The organism is Flavobacterium restrictum (genome assembly GCF_007097245.1).
In the GTDB taxonomy this organism is placed as follows: domain Bacteria; phylum Bacteroidota; class Bacteroidia; order Flavobacteriales; family Flavobacteriaceae; genus Flavobacterium; species Flavobacterium restrictum.
Window position 1 is genome coordinate 182,904 of sequence record NZ_VJZT01000001.1, and the last position, 18,515, is coordinate 201,418.

The 18,515-nt window shown below is 37.6% G+C and carries 12 protein-coding genes; 9 read left to right on the top strand and 3 right to left on the bottom strand.

The window, feature by feature from the left end; all coding sequences use genetic code 11:
* Positions 1–229 precede the first annotated feature (229 nt).
* The 9 genes from FNW21_RS00820 to FNW21_RS00860 all read left to right on the top strand — a co-directional run bounded on the left by FNW21_RS00820 (position 230) and on the right by FNW21_RS00860 (position 15,994).
* On the top strand, positions 230–3,211 hold the full coding sequence (locus FNW21_RS00820; RefSeq protein ID WP_144254829.1) for a SusC/RagA family TonB-linked outer membrane protein: 2,982 nt from the start codon (positions 230–232) through the stop codon (positions 3,209–3,211).
* Between the two features lie 4 nt (positions 3,212–3,215).
* A complete protein-coding gene (locus FNW21_RS00825; RefSeq protein ID WP_144254830.1) occupies positions 3,216–4,685 on the top strand; it encodes a RagB/SusD family nutrient uptake outer membrane protein in 1,470 nt (489 codons plus the stop codon).
* Positions 4,686–4,762: 77 nt separating this feature from the next.
* Positions 4,763–6,127: a glucoamylase family protein gene (locus FNW21_RS00830; protein ID WP_144254831.1), complete on the top strand. Its 1,365-nt coding sequence runs from the start codon at positions 4,763–4,765 to the stop codon at positions 6,125–6,127.
* 3 nt (positions 6,128–6,130) lie between these two features.
* Complete coding sequence (locus FNW21_RS00835; protein ID WP_144254832.1) at positions 6,131–6,835, top strand: carboxylesterase family protein; 705 nt, start codon at positions 6,131–6,133, stop codon at positions 6,833–6,835.
* Between the two features lie 2 nt (positions 6,836–6,837).
* On the top strand, positions 6,838–9,162 hold the full coding sequence (gene bglX, locus FNW21_RS00840; protein ID WP_144254833.1) for a beta-glucosidase BglX: 2,325 nt from the start codon (positions 6,838–6,840) through the stop codon (positions 9,160–9,162).
* An 86-nt stretch (positions 9,163–9,248) separates the two neighbouring features.
* On the top strand, positions 9,249–10,082 hold the full coding sequence (locus FNW21_RS00845) for a T9SS type A sorting domain-containing protein (RefSeq protein WP_144254834.1): 834 nt from the start codon (positions 9,249–9,251) through the stop codon (positions 10,080–10,082).
* Positions 10,083–10,259: 177 nt separating this feature from the next.
* Positions 10,260–12,269, top strand: a complete 2,010-nt coding sequence (locus FNW21_RS00850) for a T9SS type A sorting domain-containing protein (protein WP_144254835.1) — start codon at positions 10,260–10,262, stop codon at positions 12,267–12,269.
* Between the two features lie 142 nt (positions 12,270–12,411).
* Positions 12,412–14,508 carry a glycoside hydrolase family 97 protein gene (locus tag FNW21_RS00855; RefSeq protein WP_144254836.1) on the top strand — a complete coding sequence of 699 codons (2,097 nt, stop codon included), beginning with the start codon at positions 12,412–12,414 and terminating at the stop codon, positions 14,506–14,508.
* Positions 14,509–14,617: 109 nt separating this feature from the next.
* Positions 14,618–15,994, top strand: a complete 1,377-nt coding sequence (locus FNW21_RS00860) for a M28 family peptidase (protein ID WP_144254837.1) — start codon at positions 14,618–14,620, stop codon at positions 15,992–15,994.
* 90 nt (positions 15,995–16,084) lie between these two features.
* Here FNW21_RS00860 and FNW21_RS00865 read toward each other — a convergent pair whose 3' ends face one another.
* The 3 genes from FNW21_RS00865 to FNW21_RS00875 all read right to left on the bottom strand — a co-directional run bounded on the left by FNW21_RS00865 (position 16,085) and on the right by FNW21_RS00875 (position 18,504).
* Entirely contained in the window at positions 16,085–16,918 is an 834-nt protein-coding gene (locus FNW21_RS00865; RefSeq protein ID WP_144254838.1) for an OmpA/MotB family protein, read from the bottom strand.
* Positions 16,919–16,989: 71 nt separating this feature from the next.
* The gene (locus FNW21_RS00870) at positions 16,990–17,970 is read right to left on the bottom strand and encodes a glycosyltransferase family 2 protein (RefSeq protein ID WP_144254839.1); all 981 of its coding nucleotides are present in this window, start codon (positions 17,968–17,970) and stop codon (positions 16,990–16,992) included.
* Positions 17,971–18,054: 84 nt separating this feature from the next.
* Positions 18,055–18,504, bottom strand: a complete 450-nt coding sequence (locus tag FNW21_RS00875; RefSeq protein WP_144254840.1) for a type I restriction enzyme HsdR N-terminal domain-containing protein — start codon at positions 18,502–18,504, stop codon at positions 18,055–18,057.
* Between the last annotated feature and the right edge of the window lie 11 nt (positions 18,505–18,515).

Below are 18,515 nucleotides of genomic sequence, written 5' to 3' on the forward strand. Positions count from 1 at the left end.
TTATTTTAAAAAATGTATTTTTAATGCTAATTTTTTGCGGTATTACAATACATCATTACTACATCATATCGATGTAGTCTACTTTCTCATAGCCTTTTATTTGGTTTACAATCATTGGTTTTTAGGGATCATTTTGGTTTTTGATGTACTCGTGTAGTGCTCACAAAGAGCTACTATAACGTTGTAATAGGCTACTTTAGCATCACTAACTTAATTGAATTTAAACCCTATGAGAAATTTAATATTTTGCTTACTAGCCCTCATTGTATTACCAGCCTACATGTCTGGTCAAGTGATTAAAGGAAAAGTAGTCGATAACAAAGGAATTGGTATACCAGGAGCTTTTGTAGTAGCTACTATTTCAAAAACAACTTCCGATACGGATTTAGATGGAAACTTTTCTATCACTGCCAAAGAAGGAGAAGTCCTAAAAATTAGTATGGTAGGTTTTGATGCAGTGTCTATAAAAGCAACTGGACAAGAAATGACCATATTACTAAAGGAATCCAAGGATACGGATTTGAAAGAAGTTGTCGTTATAGGCTACGGAACTCGAAAAAAATCCGATAATACTGGCGCAATAGCCCAACTTTCGACTACTGATATTACCAAAACAAAAGTGCTAAACGCGACTCAAGCCATTCAAGGTAAAGCGGCTGGAGTTCAAGTTATAGGAACCGATGTTCCTGGTAGTTCGCCTTCATTGATTATTAGGGGGATTGGTACCTTTGGTGCGGACAGAACCCCATTGTATGTAGTTGATGGAATTCCTACCAAAAATATTAGTAACATTAACTCGAATGACATTGCTTCATTTGATGTCTTAAAGGATGCATCTTCACTTGCAATTTACGGAAATCAAGCAGCTAATGGTGTAGTTATCATTACAACCAAGAAAGGAAAAGGAGACAAAGCTACTACTGAATATGATGGTTTTTATGGCATAAGAACACCATTGCGAAAAGTAAAAATGGCTAGTGCCAATCAATTTGCTAATTACACCAACACGGCAGAACAAAATTCTCGTTTTGCTGATAATCAAGCCTACAATACCAATTGGTTTGACGAAATTACAAGTTTGGGAACGTATTCCTCTAATAATTTGTCATTATCTGGTGCAGCAGACAAAATTAATTATTTGTTTAGTATGAATTATTACGACGAAAAAGGGGTTTTGGATGGCTTGGATTTTAGCCGATTTACCTTTAGAAATAATAATGATTATAAAATTTCGGATAAATTTAAGGTTACTCAAAATATAAGTGTATCGTTTTCAAAATCGACTCCAAAACCCTTATCGGCTTTTACAAATGCGTACAAGCAATCACCATTAGTACCCGTACAATATGAAAATGGACGTTGGGGTGCCCCAATTGTGGGTGATGATGGTCAAGCGGGAACTACTGGAGCCGTTTTTAATAATGTTGGAAATCCAGTAGCCCAATTAAACTATTTTACCGAAGAACAAAAAAGTTTGTTACTACAAGGTTCATTGGCAGCCGAATATAAAATTTTCAAACAATTAAAAGCAACTTCACGCGTGGGAATTGAATACAATAATTGGAAAAAATTCTCCTACACACCCAACCGGGAGTTGTGGTTGGCGGCCGATCCTACTAGAGATATTACTAAATATTCAGCATTAGAGCCTATCAATGAATTAGTTACCGCTAGAAGTGATTATTTCAACTGGAATTTTGATAACTTTTTGACTTTTAATCAAAAATTTGCAGAGAAACATGATTTAGAAGTTACTGTAGGGATGACGGCTCAAGAAACGGGCAGTAGAGAAGAATTAGAAGTACAAGGAAGAAATGTTCCCGAAAATTCAAATTATTGGAGTTTAAATTTATCGACTTCCTTGGCAAACAATGTAGTTACCAATCATTTTAGAGGAAACAGCAAATCACTTATTGGCTATTTTGGTCGTTTTCAATACAGTTATCTCGAAAAATATTTGTTAACAGGAACACTACGACGTGATGGCTCTTCTCAATTTGGAGCCGATTATAAATGGGGTAATTTTCCATCATTCGGTTTGGGTTGGGTGGCTTCAAAAGAAGATTTCTTGAAAGAAAGTACCACTATCAACTTCCTGAAAGTTCGAGGCGGTTGGGGACGATTAGGCAATCAAAATGTTCCTATCAACCAACAAACCTTTAGTTCAGGAGCGGGTCTTGGATACGAGCTAGGAGGAACGCTGTATACAGGAACGTCCATAGGTACTTTTATTGATCCAAGTTTGGGCTGGGAAATCACCGAAGAAACTTCGGCAGGTTTTGATTTTAAAGCTTTCAATAGTCAATTATCAGGATCATTTGATTGGTATAATAAAACCACAACCAATGTCATTTTAAGCGTAACACCACCAATCACCGTGGGTACAGGAGCTACTCCAGCTCATGCAGGCGAAATTACAAACAAGGGTTTCGAAATTGCTTTGCGCTGGGATAATGTAGTTAATGATAATTTTAAATACTGGTTGGGAGGAAATTATTCGAACAATAAAAACGAAGTTTCAAACATCTATAATCCATTGGCAATTAAGCAACAAGGCGGCTCAATTGATAATGGGCAGTATACAAAACAGTTAGAAGTAGGACAACCTATTGGTAGTTTTTATTTGTGGGAAGTTGCCGGTAAAGACGTCAATGGGAACTTTACTTATTATGACAAAGAGGGTGGAATTACCGCAACACCAACCGAATTGGATCGAAAGTTTTTTGGTTCCTCATTACCAACCTATTATTACGGGATAAATCTGGGTGTTGAATTTCATAAATTCGATTTCTCCGTAGATGGCTATGGTGTAGGTGGTAACAAGGTTTACAATGGTAAAAAAGCACAACGTTTTGGTGGCGAGAACATCGAAGCATCAGTCGCCACTGATTTTTGGACTTCATCTAATACCAATTCGCCAAATCCAGCTCCGTTTAATGCCGTTCCATTGGCATCAACATATTATCTGGAGTCTGGCGCTTTCTTTAGAATCAACAACATTACACTAGGTTATACGTTGCCCAAGTTTTCGAATACTATAAACGGCATCAGAGTCTATGCCAGTGCTATTAACCCATTTATTTCGCAAAAATTCACAGGATATTCACCAGAATTAAATAATGATGGGAATCCATTGGGCACGCAAGGAATCGAGCTAAATGCATATCCTACTTTGAGTTCATTTATTATTGGTGCTAACGTTAAATTTTAAAATCATGAAAAAAATATATATTCCCTTAACACTTTTGACCTTTGCTTTAGTAGCTTCAAATTGTTCCAATGACTTTATAAATGTAGATCCTACAGAGAGCATAGCCGAAAAAGATTTGTTGTCAATTTACAACAATGACGAAGGTGCAGCCAGTTTTGTAACCGCCATTTACAGTAAAAACCTCGATTGGAACATGAGTTCTTTTTCTTGGAACGGATTATCAAGTATGACTTCTGATGATGCGAATAAAGGTTCTGACCCAGGCGATACTGGAACAGATAAAGACAAATGCGATGCCTTAACACTTGATGCAACTTCACTATCGGTTTTGGATGTTTTTGAAGCCAACTATCAAGGCATAAATAGAGCCAATGTTGCCCTGTTGTATTTGCCAAAATTAGACCAAGCAAATGCAGATTTGAAAGCCCGTTTAACAGGCGAAGCCAAATTTTTGCGAGCCTTAATGTATTTTAATTTGGTGCGCTGTTATGGCGGTGTTCCCATTGTAGATCACGTTCCATTGCCTTCCTCTCAAGCGGATACGGACATGACATTGACTCGGAATTCCAAAGAAGAAGTATATACTTTTATTGAAAATGAACTACTAGCTGCCATTGCGGTTTTGCCTGAAAAATACCCAACTACAGATACAGGTAGAGCAACAAGAGGGGCTGCTCGTGCCTTGTTGGCCAAAGTCTATTTGTATCAAAAAAATTGGCAAGGGATAAAAGACCAATGTGCTGCTATTACAGGCTATACTTTGGTTTCGGATTATGCCACAATTTGGAGAGAAGTTGGAGAAGATAACACCGAATCTATTTTTGAAATTAGAGGATACGCAGGAAAACCATCCCAAGGAATCGAAGGATATATGGTTTCACAGGGTGCGAGAGGTACCAGTGGCTGGGGTTGGGGTTTCAACACGCCAACTACAAGTTTATCTAATTCCTATGAAGTAGGGGATGTTCGTAAGGATGCCACAATCATATTTGCGGGCGAAACCTTGTGGGACGGTAGGATAGTTTCGCCAAAAGTAGCGAATCCTATGTACAACGAAAAAGCCTATGTAAGCAACAAAAAAGAAACGTTTAATGGTGGCGACTGGGAAACTACCAAGAATATCAGGGTTTTACGTTATGCCGAAGTCTTGTTAATGCAAGCCGAAGCCGCTAACGAAAGCGGTACTGGTGACGTAACTGGGCCTTTGAACAAAGTGCGAAAAAGAGCGGGTCTTGCTAACACAACTGCGGTAGGCCAAATAGCTTTGAGAGATGCGATTCGCTTGGAACGTAGACATGAATTGGCATTTGAGCACGATCGTTGGTTTGATATTGTTCGTACTGGTCAAGCCAAAGAAGTTATGGCTGCCGATGGAAAAACATTTGTAGAAGGAAAAAATGAGCTATTTCCGTTGCCACAAAAATTCATTACCCAAGCAGCAGGTAAATCAGCTCAAAATCCAGGCTATAATTAATTGATTTATAGACAATTTTATTTTTTTGCCAAGAGGATTCTTGTAATTATTTAGATTTTAATTTTAGGAACACACAAATGATAAAACTTTCAATTGTACTGCTAATAACCTCATTTTTGGGATGTGATTCGGCCTCAAACTCTGGCAACGGAATGGTGGTTACGCCGCCTGTGGCAAAAATCACTGATGCCGAATTAGTAGCACTTGTTCAAAAACAAACGTTTGCTTATTTCTGGGAGTTTGCCCAATCCAATTCTGGTATGGCACGAGAGCGATACCTTCCTGCAGATCCTACTTTTGATCAAAATATAGTTACCACAGGAGGCTCTGGTTTTGGATTAATGGCTTTGGTTTCGGGTATGTCACGGGACTACATTACCAAGGCACAAGGATTAGAACGGTTGAATAAAATAGCTGGCTTTTTAGAAAAAGCAGATCGATTTCATGGTGCTTGGTCGCATTGGATTGATGGCCCAACGGGGAAAGTAATCCCTTTTGGTACCAAAGATAACGGAGGCGATTTAGTCGAAACGTCTTTTTTGGCAGCTGGAATGCTAACCGTTCGAGAATATTTAAAAAACGGTTCTACCGATGAAAAATCAGTTGCCCAACGATTTGATATCCTCTGGAAAGGCATTGATTGGAATTGGTACACCAACAACCAAAATAAATTGTATTGGCATTGGTCGCCTGATTATAATTGGCAAATGAATTTCCCTTTAGAGGGCTACAACGAAACATTGATTACCTATGTTATGGCTGCGGCATCGCCTACACATGCTATTTTGCCTACGGTTTACCATCAATGTTGGGCTAGAAATGGTGGCATAGTGTCTGGTAATACCAAATACAATTTGCCTTTAATTCTAAAACACAATGGCGCCGAGGAGTTTGGCGGGCCTTTATTTTGGGCACATTATTCGTATTTGGGTTTAGACCCAACACAATTGAGTGATATGTATGCTAATTATTGGGATTTGAATACCAATCAAACCAAAATTAATTATTTATACGCCGTCGCAAATCCAAAAGGATTCAAAGGATATGATGCTAACTATTGGGGATTAACAGCCTCATATTCTAGAAATCCCGATGGGACAACAGGTTATGATGCACACATGCCGTCCAACGACAAAGGCATTATCTCGCCTACAGCAGCCATCAGTTCCATTGTGTACACACCAACAGAATCTATAGCCTTGATGCGAAATTTATACAGTAATTACAAAAATCAGGTTTGGGGAGTTGCTGGATTTTATGACGCACACAGTCTGGAATTTCAATGGACAGCTCCTAATTATTTAGCCATTGATCAAGGCCCAGAAGTCGTAATGTTAGAAAATTATCGCAGCGGATTAATTTGGAAATTGTTTATGAATGCACCCGAAGTGCAACAAGGTTTGATTGCTTTAGGATTTCATTCGGGTAAATATAATTTTTAGTAAATGAAGTATCGCCTCACATTAGTCGTACTATTATTTTCTTGGCTTTGCTTTTCGCAGCGCAGTAGCAATGCGAATTTCAAAACCCAAATCAAGCAACAATTTGATTGGGGATATGCCTTGCAAATTCCTGAAAACACCAAAGACCCAAAACCTTTGATTGTTTTTTTGCACGGCTCTGGCGAAAACGGTACTGATATTGAAAAAGTCAAAATACATGGCCCTTTTAAATTTATAAAAAACAACACCCTTGACGCCTATATTTTAGCCCCACAATGTCCTGAAAACGAACAATGGAATCCGGATGTTTTGTATCAATTGCTATTAAAAATTCAAAAGGAAAACAACATTGATAGCAACAGGATTTACTTGACAGGTTTGAGTTCAGGTGGTTGGGGAACTTGGAGTCTCGCATTAAAGCATCCAGAAATGTTTGCTGCAATACTTCCCATTTCAGGTTTTGTCGACCTGAATCAGTTGGAAGAAATTTGTAAAATCAAAGACATTCCTATCCTGATGTATCATGGTTTACGCGATGATGTGGTGCCCATAGAAAATGCGATTGTGATTTACAAAGAGTTAAAAAAATGCTCCAATACGGTGGAGTTAATCATTAGCAATGATTCCGGTCATGATTGTTGGACAGCAGTGTATGACAATCCAGAAACGTACTCTTGGTTGTTCAAACAAATAAAAAAAGCAAACTAAAAATGAAAAAAATACTAGTAATAACACTTTTGGGAATTTCTTTTTTTGGCTACAGCCAAAGTAAAAAAACCAATAATGAGATTGTTATAAAACCAAAAGCAGCATTTGTCGCCGAACTCCTTTCTAAAATGACTTTGGACGAAAAAATTGGACAATTAAATTTGCCAACCGCTGGCGATATTACAACTGGGGAAGCCAAAAGTTCAAATGTGGCCAAAAAAGTAGCCGCAGGACAAGTAGGCTCACTATTTAATTTAGGTTCTGTAACCAAAATAAAAGAATTTCAAAGAATAGCAGTGGAACAAAGTCGGATGAAAATTCCGTTGCTTTTTGGGATGGATGTCATTCATGGGTACCGTACAACATTCCCAATTCCGCTAGGATTATCCTGTACTTGGGACATGGCGTTAATAGAACGGTCGGCTCGAATTGCCGCTCAAGAAGCAAGTGCAGATGGTCTTAATTGGACGTTTTCGCCCATGGTTGATATTTCTAGAGATCCAAGATGGGGTAGAGTTTCCGAGGGTTCTGGAGAAGATCCTTACCTAGGAAGCCAAGTAGCAAGAGCCATGGTCAAAGGCTATCAAGGTGATGATTTGTCCAAAAACAATACCATTTTATCCTGTATCAAACATTTTGCACTCTACGGAGCTGTCGAAGCGGGACGGGATTACAACACCGTTGACATGAGCAAAGTACGAATGTACAATGACTATTTTCCGCCTTACAAAGCTGGAATCGATGCAGGTGCAGGAACCGTAATGGCGTCTTTTAACGAGATTGATGGCGTTCCAGCTTCAGGAAACAAATGGCTTTTGACGGATGTATTGCGCAATCAATGGGGTTTCAAAGGTTTCGTAGTGAGCGATTATACTGGAATTAACGAAATGGTAGAACACGGCGTAGGCGATTTGCAAACGGTTTCGGCTCTGTCCTTAAATGCAGGTTTAGAAATGGATATGGTTGGCGAAGGATTCTTGACCACCTTAAAAAAATCATTGCAAGAAGGGAAAGTGACCCAACAGCAAATTGATACTGCGGTAACGCTTATTTTGAATGCAAAATATGATTTGGGATTGTTTCAAGATCCTTATAAATATTGCGATGAAGCACGATCTAAAACCGAAGTGTATACACAGTCAAACCGTAATGAAGCACGAAAAATTGCCGCACAATCTTTGGTTTTGTTAAAAAATGATGCTGCAATTTCTGGTAAGGTTGGAGAAGGGATTTTACCCTTAAAAAAATCTGGAACTATTGCCGTCATTGGCCCTTTGGGAAATAGTAACGAAAATATGGCTGGCACTTGGAGTGTGGCCAGCAAACAAGAAAATTCGATTTCATTGCTTACAGGAATAAAAGCCGCTGTGGGAAATAATGCCAAAGTCCTGTACGCCAAAGGAAGCAATCTGGATGATGATGCAGCTTTGGAAGAAAAAGCGACTATGTTCGGCAAAACATTGCACAGGGATACTAGAACCAAAACAGAACTAATTGCCGAAGCTTTAAAAATAGCCCGTCAATCTGATGTGATTGTTGCGGCATTGGGAGAATCAGCGGAATTTAGTGGCGAATGCAGTAGCCGAACCAATCTCGAAATTCCACAAGCGCAAAAAGAGCTGTTACAAGAATTATTAAAAACAGGAAAACCAGTAGTTTTAGTTTTATTCAATGGTCGTCCATTGGTTTTAAACCAAGAAAAAGAAACCGTTCCTGCCATACTTGATGTATGGTTTCCTGGCTCCGAAGCTGGATTAGCCATTGCAGATGTCCTTTTTGGCGACGAAAATCCATCGGGAAAATTGACCGCTACTTTCCCTAGAAGTGTAGGGCAGATTCCTATTTATTATGCCTCTAAAAATACGGGAAGACCGTTAGGAAACAAAGAGGGAAAATTCGAAAAGTTTCGCTCCAATTATATTGATGAACGAAACGAGCCATTATTTCCTTTTGGTTTTGGATTGAGTTACACCACTTTTGAGTATTCCAATGTGAAAACTTCGGCTACCAAAATCACTTTTGATGAAAAGTTAAAAGTAAGTGTAGATATCAAAAATACAGGTAATTATGACGGGAAAGAAGTAGTACAATTGTACATACGAGATCTTGTAGGATCGATAACAAGACCTATAAAAGAGCTCAAAGGATTCCAAAAAATTGCCTTGAAAAAAGGAGAAACCAAAACGGCAACTTTTGAAATTTCGCTCGAAGATTTAAAATTTTACAATGCCGATTTGAAATACATTGCCGAAGCAGGAACTTTCGAAGTTTTTATAGGTAAAGATGCGCAAACAACAAATAAAACCAGTTTCGAATTGGTTAATTAATACGATTTTAAAAGGCGATAGTTAAAGTGGGAATAACTATTTGCCGATTGCTAACTCCCATTTAACCACAATAAAAACTTATTATTATGAAAAAAATTACGTTGTCAAGTATGTTGTTTTTCGCTATGATCGTAGCGAATACCAATGCTTATTCGCAAGATCAATTACTTATGGATTGCGAAGATGGAACCACAGGAACACTAACTTTGAATGTGTTTGCTAATGGAGCAGGAGAGTCTAATGCGGATGTTACTATTGTTGATAATCCAAGTGTTTCTGGAATAAATACAAGTGCCAAAGTAGCCCAGTTTTTAAGACGAACAGGTGGTGGAGCTGCTTCCTACACCGGGGCTTATTCAGGCGGACAAGTGGTGGATTTCACTACCAACAAGTATGTGCATGTAAAAGTATTGAAAACAAAAGTATCGCCAGTTAAATTTAAAATAGAAGGTGGACCTAGTGGAAACAGAGAAATAGCCAGTACAGAACCGTATGCTACTGCTGATGTATGGCAAGATATGGTTTTTCTAATTACTGAAACGGGTATCTATCCTACAGTAGTTTTCTTTCCAGATTTTGAAGATCCATTGACTGATTCGGGAGATATAATGGTTTATTTTGATGATATTGTAATCAATAATATAGCAACTCCTACAACACTTGGATTGAACAGTAACACGACCAAAAGTAAAATTGCTTTGTATCCTTCGGCTGTTAAAAATGAGTTGAATATCAATGCTGTGAGCAAAATTTCGTCTTTGTCTATTTATAACATGCAAGGCAAAAAAGTCTATGTAGGCAAAAATCTAGCAGCTGGAACTAATCAGGTGAATATGTCTAGCTACAGCAAAGGAATGTATGTGGTTAAAATGGTCACCGAAAATGGTGAAAAAATAAGTCAAAAAATTGTTAAGAATTAAGGGAGTAGTTCTTCCGTCAATTTTTACATTTAAAAATATTTTTTTTAAGTAAGTTGATTTTTGTTTTAAAAATGAAACCCTTATGTAATGTTTACTTAAGGGTTTTTAAAATAGCAACAAGTTGAAAATACAAATTAGCCCATACCAAAAGTATTTTAAGCACCTTTTAAAATCATTATGATGCAGCATTTTCTAAAAGAAGTCAAAATTTTAGCCGTTATTTCAACCTTTGCTTCCATGCAATTTGGGCATGCTCAAATAATCGAAAATTACGAAGCAACTCCTCTCGCCATGTCCCTAATCAAAGGTGGAACAACGGATTTGAGTACGCTAACTGTAGTTTCAAATCCAGTTAAATCAGGAACAAATACCAGTAACAAAGTTTGTAAACTCTTTAGAGATAAAGACGGAATTCCAGAAGAGGGTTTTTTGGCTACCAAAAATATCGATTTTGCAACTCAAAAATACCTTCACATCAAAGTCTACAAAAACCGCTTGACAGCCGTAAAATTAAAATTAGAAGGCGGTACAAACGGAACTTTTACAAGCAATAGTACCAATACTCAAACCAAAATCAACCAATGGGAAGATTACGTTTTTGATTGTAGTAGTTTGTCTGGAACGTCTGCAAAATTTACTGTAATTCCAGATTATAAAGATCCCGTAGGATTGAGTTTTGATACCAATATTTACATAGATGACATAGTACTTAATGACAATGCTGCCCCAATAACATACACCACGGAGCTGTTTCAAAACAGTTATCAATTGTACAAAAACATTAGGCAATCGAATGGAGTCTACCTCGATGCGCTGGCTATAAACGGTGCTGGCGAAAAACCCGCCGCTATTGTGGCTAATGGAATTGGACTTATGGCGTTGTGCATTTCGGATGCTATGTACACCAAAACGGGTGATGCCATAAATTGGGAACCCACTGCAGACCAAGTAATAGCCACACTCCAAGCTTTTGTTGATTTTAAAGCGAACGGAATTGCCAATGATGCTGGCATGTTCCCTCGTTATTTTAGATGGGATTCAGGAAATCAAGATGGCGATTGGTCAGGAGAATTTAGTACCGTTGACAATGCAATTTTTGCTATGGGATTACACATGTGTACAAACTATTTTGCCAACAACGCCACGATTGTTGCTAATGCCAATAGTTTACTAGCAACTATGGATTTTACCAAAGCTATTTATCCAACTAAAATGGCCATGATTTTAGATCAAAGCGGCACCGTTGGATCGGCTTTTACGAGTCCGTTTAACGAGTATATGTTGGTTGCATGGATGGCCAAAAATGCGCCAACTTCGAATGTGGGCTATGCCAAATCGCAGACTTTCTGGAACACTTATTTTGCTAATCCAGATACCGCTTTAATAACTCGTCCCACTTATTTTGGGTACACCACACTTTCTGACGGCGATTTTATATCCTCATTCATTCCGCAGTTTTGTTATTATTTTGTCCATTATTTCAAAAGTGATTCTAAATATATGAGTTATTTTTCGAATTGGCTCAACGCCGATAAATTATTTGCGACCAAAGAAGGAGCCACCAATACGTACGAATGGGGATTGGGTGCTGGCGAAATTCCCGGTGGAGGCTATTCAGCGGATAAAATTTATGACAATCCCAATAAAATAGTTTCCCCGCATATAATTGCAGGTTTCATTCCAATAAATTCAAGTAGTAAAACGGATTTGGTTAGCCTTTTCAATAACGGGAACGCAGCCGCTGTTTATGGATTGCCCAGCAATACTGCAAAAAAAGTCTTGTGGCGCTACAAACGCAACGATACCGCAGCCCGAACGCCATATATTCAAGCCATTGATTATTCGACAATGCTATTTGGACTGGCTTCCTTGCCCGAAAATTTAGGCAGCAATTGGTTTTCAAATTACAATTGGCCACTAACGGTAAGTAATTTAGAGACCAAAGATTGGAATAAAAAAGAACCAAAAATTACAGTCTATCCCAATCCTTTTGCACAAAGCATCACCATTACTTTTCAAAATTTTCAAGAGACAACAGCTACAATTAGTGACGTTTCTGGAAAACAGGTTTTTTCGCTAGTTTTAAAGCAAAATGCGCAAAATATCAATTTGCCAAGTGATCTGCAATCGGGTGTTTATTTTTTGCAAATTAAAAATGAAAAACCAATTAAAATCATAAAAAAATAAGCACATTTCATCAATCATAAAAAGACTAAACGGGCAACAGATTTTTTAATTTGTTGCCTTTTTTGTAATTACTATTTTTCAAATACATCTTATTTTTGCTGTTTTTTAATTACTTTTAGCGATTCAAAAAAACCAAAAACCAATGAAACAAATTTTTTCCTTATTTCTTGTATTTGCCATAAGTATGCTGCACGGGCAAAGTGTGCAATCGCCCTCGGGCAAGATTGTTCTCCAGTTCAAATTATCCGCTAACGGACAACCTATTTATGCCGTAAACTATAAAAATAAAGCCGCTATTTTAGAAAGTGCTTTGGGAATCAAACTTAAGGACAAACCCGCTTTGGAAACTAATTTTCAAGTCGAAACGAGTAAAACAAGCACTTTCAACGAGACTTGGAAACCTGTTTTAGGCGAACAAAGTGAGATTGTAAATCATTATAACGAACTTACCGTTGGATTGATTAACAAAGATTCGAAAGTAAAAATGAACATTATTTTTAGAGTTTTTGACGAAGGTGTGGCGTTTCGATATGATTTTCCTAGGCAAGCTGATTTGAATTATTTCATCATTTCGGATGAGGATACGCAATTCAATTTAACAGATAATCACAACGTTTTTTGGATTCCAGGCGATTTTGATAGCAACGAATACGACTACAACCAAACCAAAATTTCTGAAATTGACAATTCCAAAATCAATATGAATAATGGTATTGGCGTAAAATCCATTCCTGGAAAATACACCGTTCAAACTCCTTTGATGATGAAATCTCCAGCAGGTTTGTACCTCAATATATTCGAAGCTGCGGTGGTCAATTATCCAGTAATGCACCTCAAAGCGGATGTTACAAATTATCAATTAACCGCTCAATTGGTGCCAAACGCCATTGGCGATAAAGCCTATTTGCAAGCACCTTGCGTGTCGCCATGGCGAACCATTATGATTAGCGATGATGCTAGAGATATTGTGGGTTCCAAGATGATTTTAAACCTAAATGAACCTTCAAAAATCGAGGATACTTCGTGGATTAAGCCCATGAAGTATGTGGGAATTTGGTGGGAAATGCACGTAGGAAAATCGACTTGGGATTATGCTGGTTCACAAAATGCCACCAATTTTGCCGATGCGCCAAAAGCATCAGGAAAACATGGCGCAACAACAGAAAATACCAAACGATACATTGATTTTGCCGCCAAAAATGGTTTTGACGGCGTTCTTGTAGAAGGTTGGAATGTGGGCTGGGAGGATTGGAATGGCAACTGGAAAGAGGAAGTGTTTGATTTTACAACACCATATCCCGATTTTGATATTGCCGCTATTGCCGCTTACGCAAAATCCAAAAATGTCAAAATGATTATGCACAGCGAAACATCGGGATCGGTAGCTAATTTTGAACGTCATTTAGATCGTGATTTTGAGAACATGGTCAAGTATAATTATCCTGCAGTAAAAACGGGTTATGTGGGCAAAATTATTCCGCGTGGTGAGTTTCATGATGGACAAACTATGGTCAATCACTTTAATTATGTAGCGCATCGTGCCGCAGATTATAAGCTTATGGTCAATTCTCATGAATCGTCAAGACCTACAGGTTACGGTAGAACGTATCCTAATTATGTAGCTGCCGAGGCTGCTCGTGGTACTGAATTCAATGCTTGGAGTATAGGAAATCCGCCTATGCACGAAACTATTTTACCCTTTACACGACTTTTGGGTGGACCAATGGATTATACGCCAGGAATTTTTGAAATCAAAATGAGTTATTATGATAAAAATAAAACCGAGCAAGTTCACACTACATTGGTCAAACAATTGGCGTTGTATGTAACGATGTATTCGCCTATTCAAATGGCTGCCGATTTGATTGAAAATTACGAGAAATACCCAGATGCTTTTCAGTTTATCAAAGATGTTGCCGTAGATTGGCAAGAGTCCAAATACCTAGAAGCGGAACCAGGTGATTATTTGACCATTGTTCGAAAAGCCAAAAATTCCGAAAAATGGTTCCTTGGTGCCATCACCGATGAAAATGCCCGAAAAACAACCATCAAATTAGATTTTCTTTCGTCAGGCAAAAAGTATAAAGCCATTGTGTATCAAGATTCCAAAGATGCCGATTGGAAAAAGAATCCCATTGCTTACACCATCAAAACAATGGAAGTTACTAGCAAGTCAAAAATCAATTTGAATTTGGCTCCTGGTGGCGGAACAGCAATTAGTTTTGAACTTATTCCCTAACAATTGGAACCGGAAAGTGTATTCTTTTCGGTTTTTTTTTAATTTCAAAAGGAATTTGTTGACTGCAATAAACTCCTTTTAAACATCCATTTAATTCCCCCAATAAATTATGAAAAAATCAATTATGCTTGCCTTTGTTTTATGCAATAGCTTCTTGGCTTTGGCACAAAAAAAAGACGGACTGGTACTTCAAACAATTTATAAAACGGCTTTAACCAATTCCCAGTGCTACTCGTGGTTGGATTATTTATCCAATCAAATTGGCGGCCGATTATCTGGTTCAACCAACGCCGAAAAAGCAGTATTCTATACCAAATCACAACTCGAAACACTGGGTTTAGACCGCGTATTTCTGCAAGAAGTCATGGTGCCAAAATGGGTGCGAGGCGATAAAGAAGTAGCTTATATTGTCAACAATAAAACTAAAATTGCGGTTCCCATTTGTGCTTTGGGAGGCTCTGTTGCAACACCTAAAAATGGGCTTTTGGCCCCAATAATTGAGGTTCACAGTATAGCAGATCTGGCACAATTAGGCGATAAAATAAAAGGTAAAATAGTGTTTTTTAATAGACCCATGGATCCTGAAAATATTGAAACCTTTAAGTCCTATGGAGGTTGTGTGGATCAACGGTTTGATGGCGCTAAAGAAGCTTCAAAATGGGGTGCTGTAGGAACAATAGTGCGGTCGATGAACCTGCGTTTGGATGATTTTCCGCATACTGGCGTGCAAAGTTATGGCGATATTCCTAAATCACAATACATTCCTACGGCAGCAATTAGCACCAATGCCGCAGAATTATTGAGTAAAACCCTTAAAAAAAATCCAACTTTGAAATTTTATTTCAAACAATCTTGCCAGCAATTACCGGATGTTTTGTCCTATAATGTTGTGGGAGAAATAAAAGGAAGTACCCATCCAGAAAATATTATGGTAGTAGGTGGGCATCTGGATTCATGGGATTTAGCAGATGGTTCCCATGACGATGGCGCTGGAGTTGTCCAAAGTATGGAAGTTCTAAATATTTTTAAAAAAATGGGTTACAAGCCCCAAAATACGCTTCGGGTAGTGCTTTTTATGAATGAAGAAAACGGGGGTAAAGGCGGCGAAAAATACCAAGAACTTGCACAATCCAATCACGAAAACCATATTCTTGCTTTAGAAAGTGACTCGGGAGGATTTAGTCCAAGAGGTTTTTCATTGGAATGTGATGAGGCCAATTTTGCAACTATTTCAGGATGGAAAACTCTTTTTGAACCATATTTAATTCACAGTTTTGTCAAAGGGCACAGCGGTTCAGATATTGAACTTTTAACTTCCAAAAACCTTGTAAAAGCAGGACTCAAACCAGATTCACAGCGGTATTTTGATTACCATCATGCCCTAAACGATACTTTTGATGCCATTAATAAACGGGAGTTGGAACTAGGAGCTGCCACTATGACTTCATTAGTGTATTTGATAGATCAATATGGTGTTGTGAAGTAATATCTGAAAAACTTTACCACAAAAAAAAGCTACAAGTCTAGAACTTGTAGCTTTTTTTAGTTTTATAAAAGTTGTGCTTTTTTGAACAGTTTATTGTTGTTGTTTTTTCATTTCCTTTTCGATCATGTCATAAAACTGGTCTATTTTAGGCAAAACTACAATACGTGTTCTTCTGTTTTTTGCTTTATTTTCTGGGGAATCATTAGGAACTAATGGGATGTAAGAACTTCTACCAGCTGCGATTAATTGTTCTGGTTTTACGCCTAAATCTTTAGTCAATACGCGGATAATGGCTGTAGAACGTTTTACGCTCAAATCCCAGTTGTCTAGCAAAATAGCGTTTGGTTTCATGGCATCGCTATCCGTGTGACCTTCAACCATGCACTCAAAATCAGGTTTGTCATTGACTACTTTGGCCACTTTGGCTAATACGCCTTTGGCTTTATCAGTCACATCATAACTACCGCTTTTGAACAATAATTTATCGGCAATGGAGATAAAAACTACGCCTTTTTCAACATTAATTTCGATATCTGGATCCGAGATTCCAACAGCACCTTTCAAACTGGTAACAATAGCAAGGGTTACGCTGTCTTTTTTGGTCAAAGCATCTTGCATTCTGCTTATTTTCAAATCTTTTTCTTTGATAGATTCTAGGGCTTTTTCAATGTTTTCGGCTCCTTTTGTTGTCAGTACCGTCATGTCTTTGGAAGAATTAATCAACGTTTGATTGTGATCTTTCAAGCCAGCTACAGTAGCAGTAAGACCCGCTTTTTCCTCTAAACAAGAATTTAATTTTACGGTGGCGGTATTCAATAAATCTTGGGTCTCTTTGTTTTTAGCTTCTAAATCAGCGTATTTCTTTTTAGAAACGCAAGAAGTCAAAAGTGCTAGAGCGGATAGGGTAATTACTATTTTTCTCATAAAAATTAATTTTAATTAAACGTGAGTTACAAAGTTAGTTTTTTAATATGGAAATAAATGTCAAAAGAGTCTTAAAAAATGGTAACTTTCTGGATGAAGTATTTATAAACGATACTTTTGGTGGTAAAGTATTCCTGCGATTGAAAAGAACTTCTTTTAGCATAATGATGATTAAAATTTTTATAAAATGCCCCATGCGCTTTTAAAATTGCAAGCGAATGTTTGAATTTTCCTTGTCCCAAAAAATGAATTCCTGCCACACCATCCAACACCATCCTAATAAAAAGTGTCGTATATAAAGATGATTTAGGTAAATTCTTGGTCAGCATAAACAACGAATTTCTAAAATTCAAAAAGGTTTTTTTAGGATTTCCTTGATCCAAAGTAGCACCGCCCACATGATACACCACCGATTGAAACTCGTATTTAACAGCATAACCTTTATTAAAGGTTCGCCAACACAAATCTATTTCCTCTTGATGCGCAAAAAAATCAACATCAAAACCGTTTAATTCCTTGTAAACCCAACTTCGGATAAAAAAACAAGCACCCGAAGCCCAAAATATTTCACGATAGTCATCGTATTGTCCGTTGTCTTTTTCTAAAGTTTCAAAAACACGTCCCCGACAAAAAGGAAACCCGTATTTGTCTATAAATCCACCCGCTGCACCAGCATATTCAAAGTATTCTTTACGCTTATAATCCAAAATTTTGGGTTGAATGATAGCGGTTTTGGGTTCCTTTTTGAATGTTTCAAGAATAGGTTTCAGCCAGTTTTCAGTCACTTCCACATCCGAATTGACCAAAGCAAAAATTTCGGCATCAATATGCTGCAAAGCGGCGTTGTATCCGCCAGCAAAGCCTAAATTATGGTTGTTTTCAACGATTTTTACCGTTGGAAAATTCACTTTTACAAACGCAATAGAATTATCCGTAGAAGCATTATCGGCAACATAAATATCCGCTTCGGGAGAGAATTGAACAATGGATGGTAAGAACTGCTCTAGTAATTTTGTTCCATTCCAATTGAGGATGACAACGGCTATTTTCATTTATGTTTTTTATATTTTTAAAATAAATTTAAGAGCGACCTGTTTTGAATTTTAGTATCCCAATTGTCTTTCCTCTTTCTTTTCTCATCTCTTCTCATAATCCGGCAATTCCTTCAAAAACTCGTATTTTTCATTCTCAAAATCCATGATGCAAAAGTAATGATTCAAACCATTGGTCACCATCAAAAATTGAGACTTTAGCGTCATGTTATATTGTGCGATTTGGTCAAAAGTATTTTGGGCAATTTTAATTTCGGGAGCTTTGCATTCTACAAGAACAAAAATAGAACCATCGGGATGGTAAACCACAATATCGTAGCGTTTGCGTAATCCATTGACTTGCAATACTTTTTCGACATTGATTAAGGATTTTGGGTATTTTTTTTCTTCCAATAAAAACCGAACCACATGCTGTCGAACCCATTCTTCGGGCGTGAGAATGATGAATTTTTTCCTAATTTCGTCGAAAATAGATACTTTATTTTCGCTATTTTTGAAACGAAAAGAATAAGAAGGAAAATGGAGTTGTTGCATAAAGCAAAAGT

Bases quoted from the DNA above. Each gene is read 5' to 3' on its own strand.
- FNW21_RS00860 (WP_144254837.1), top strand. From the start codon at position 14,618: ATGAAAAAATCAATTATGCTTGCCTTTGTTTTATGCAATAGCTTCTTG.
- FNW21_RS00870 (WP_144254839.1), bottom strand. From the start codon at position 17,970: ATGAAAATAGCCGTTGTCATCCTCAATTGGAATGGAACAAAATTACTA.
- FNW21_RS00865 (WP_144254838.1), bottom strand. From the start codon at position 16,918: ATGAGAAAAATAGTAATTACCCTATCCGCTCTAGCACTTTTGACTTCT.
- FNW21_RS00835 (WP_144254832.1), top strand. From the start codon at position 6,131: ATGAAGTATCGCCTCACATTAGTCGTACTATTATTTTCTTGGCTTTGC.
- bglX (WP_144254833.1), top strand. From the start codon at position 6,838: ATGAAAAAAATACTAGTAATAACACTTTTGGGAATTTCTTTTTTTGGC.
- FNW21_RS00850 (WP_144254835.1), top strand. From the start codon at position 10,260: ATGATGCAGCATTTTCTAAAAGAAGTCAAAATTTTAGCCGTTATTTCA.
- FNW21_RS00820 (WP_144254829.1), top strand. From the start codon at position 230: ATGAGAAATTTAATATTTTGCTTACTAGCCCTCATTGTATTACCAGCC.
- FNW21_RS00855 (WP_144254836.1), top strand. From the start codon at position 12,412: ATGAAACAAATTTTTTCCTTATTTCTTGTATTTGCCATAAGTATGCTG.
- FNW21_RS00875 (WP_144254840.1), bottom strand. From the start codon at position 18,504: ATGCAACAACTCCATTTTCCTTCTTATTCTTTTCGTTTCAAAAATAGC.
- FNW21_RS00830 (WP_144254831.1), top strand. From the start codon at position 4,763: ATGATAAAACTTTCAATTGTACTGCTAATAACCTCATTTTTGGGATGT.
- FNW21_RS00845 (WP_144254834.1), top strand. From the start codon at position 9,249: ATGAAAAAAATTACGTTGTCAAGTATGTTGTTTTTCGCTATGATCGTA.
- FNW21_RS00825 (WP_144254830.1), top strand. From the start codon at position 3,216: ATGAAAAAAATATATATTCCCTTAACACTTTTGACCTTTGCTTTAGTA.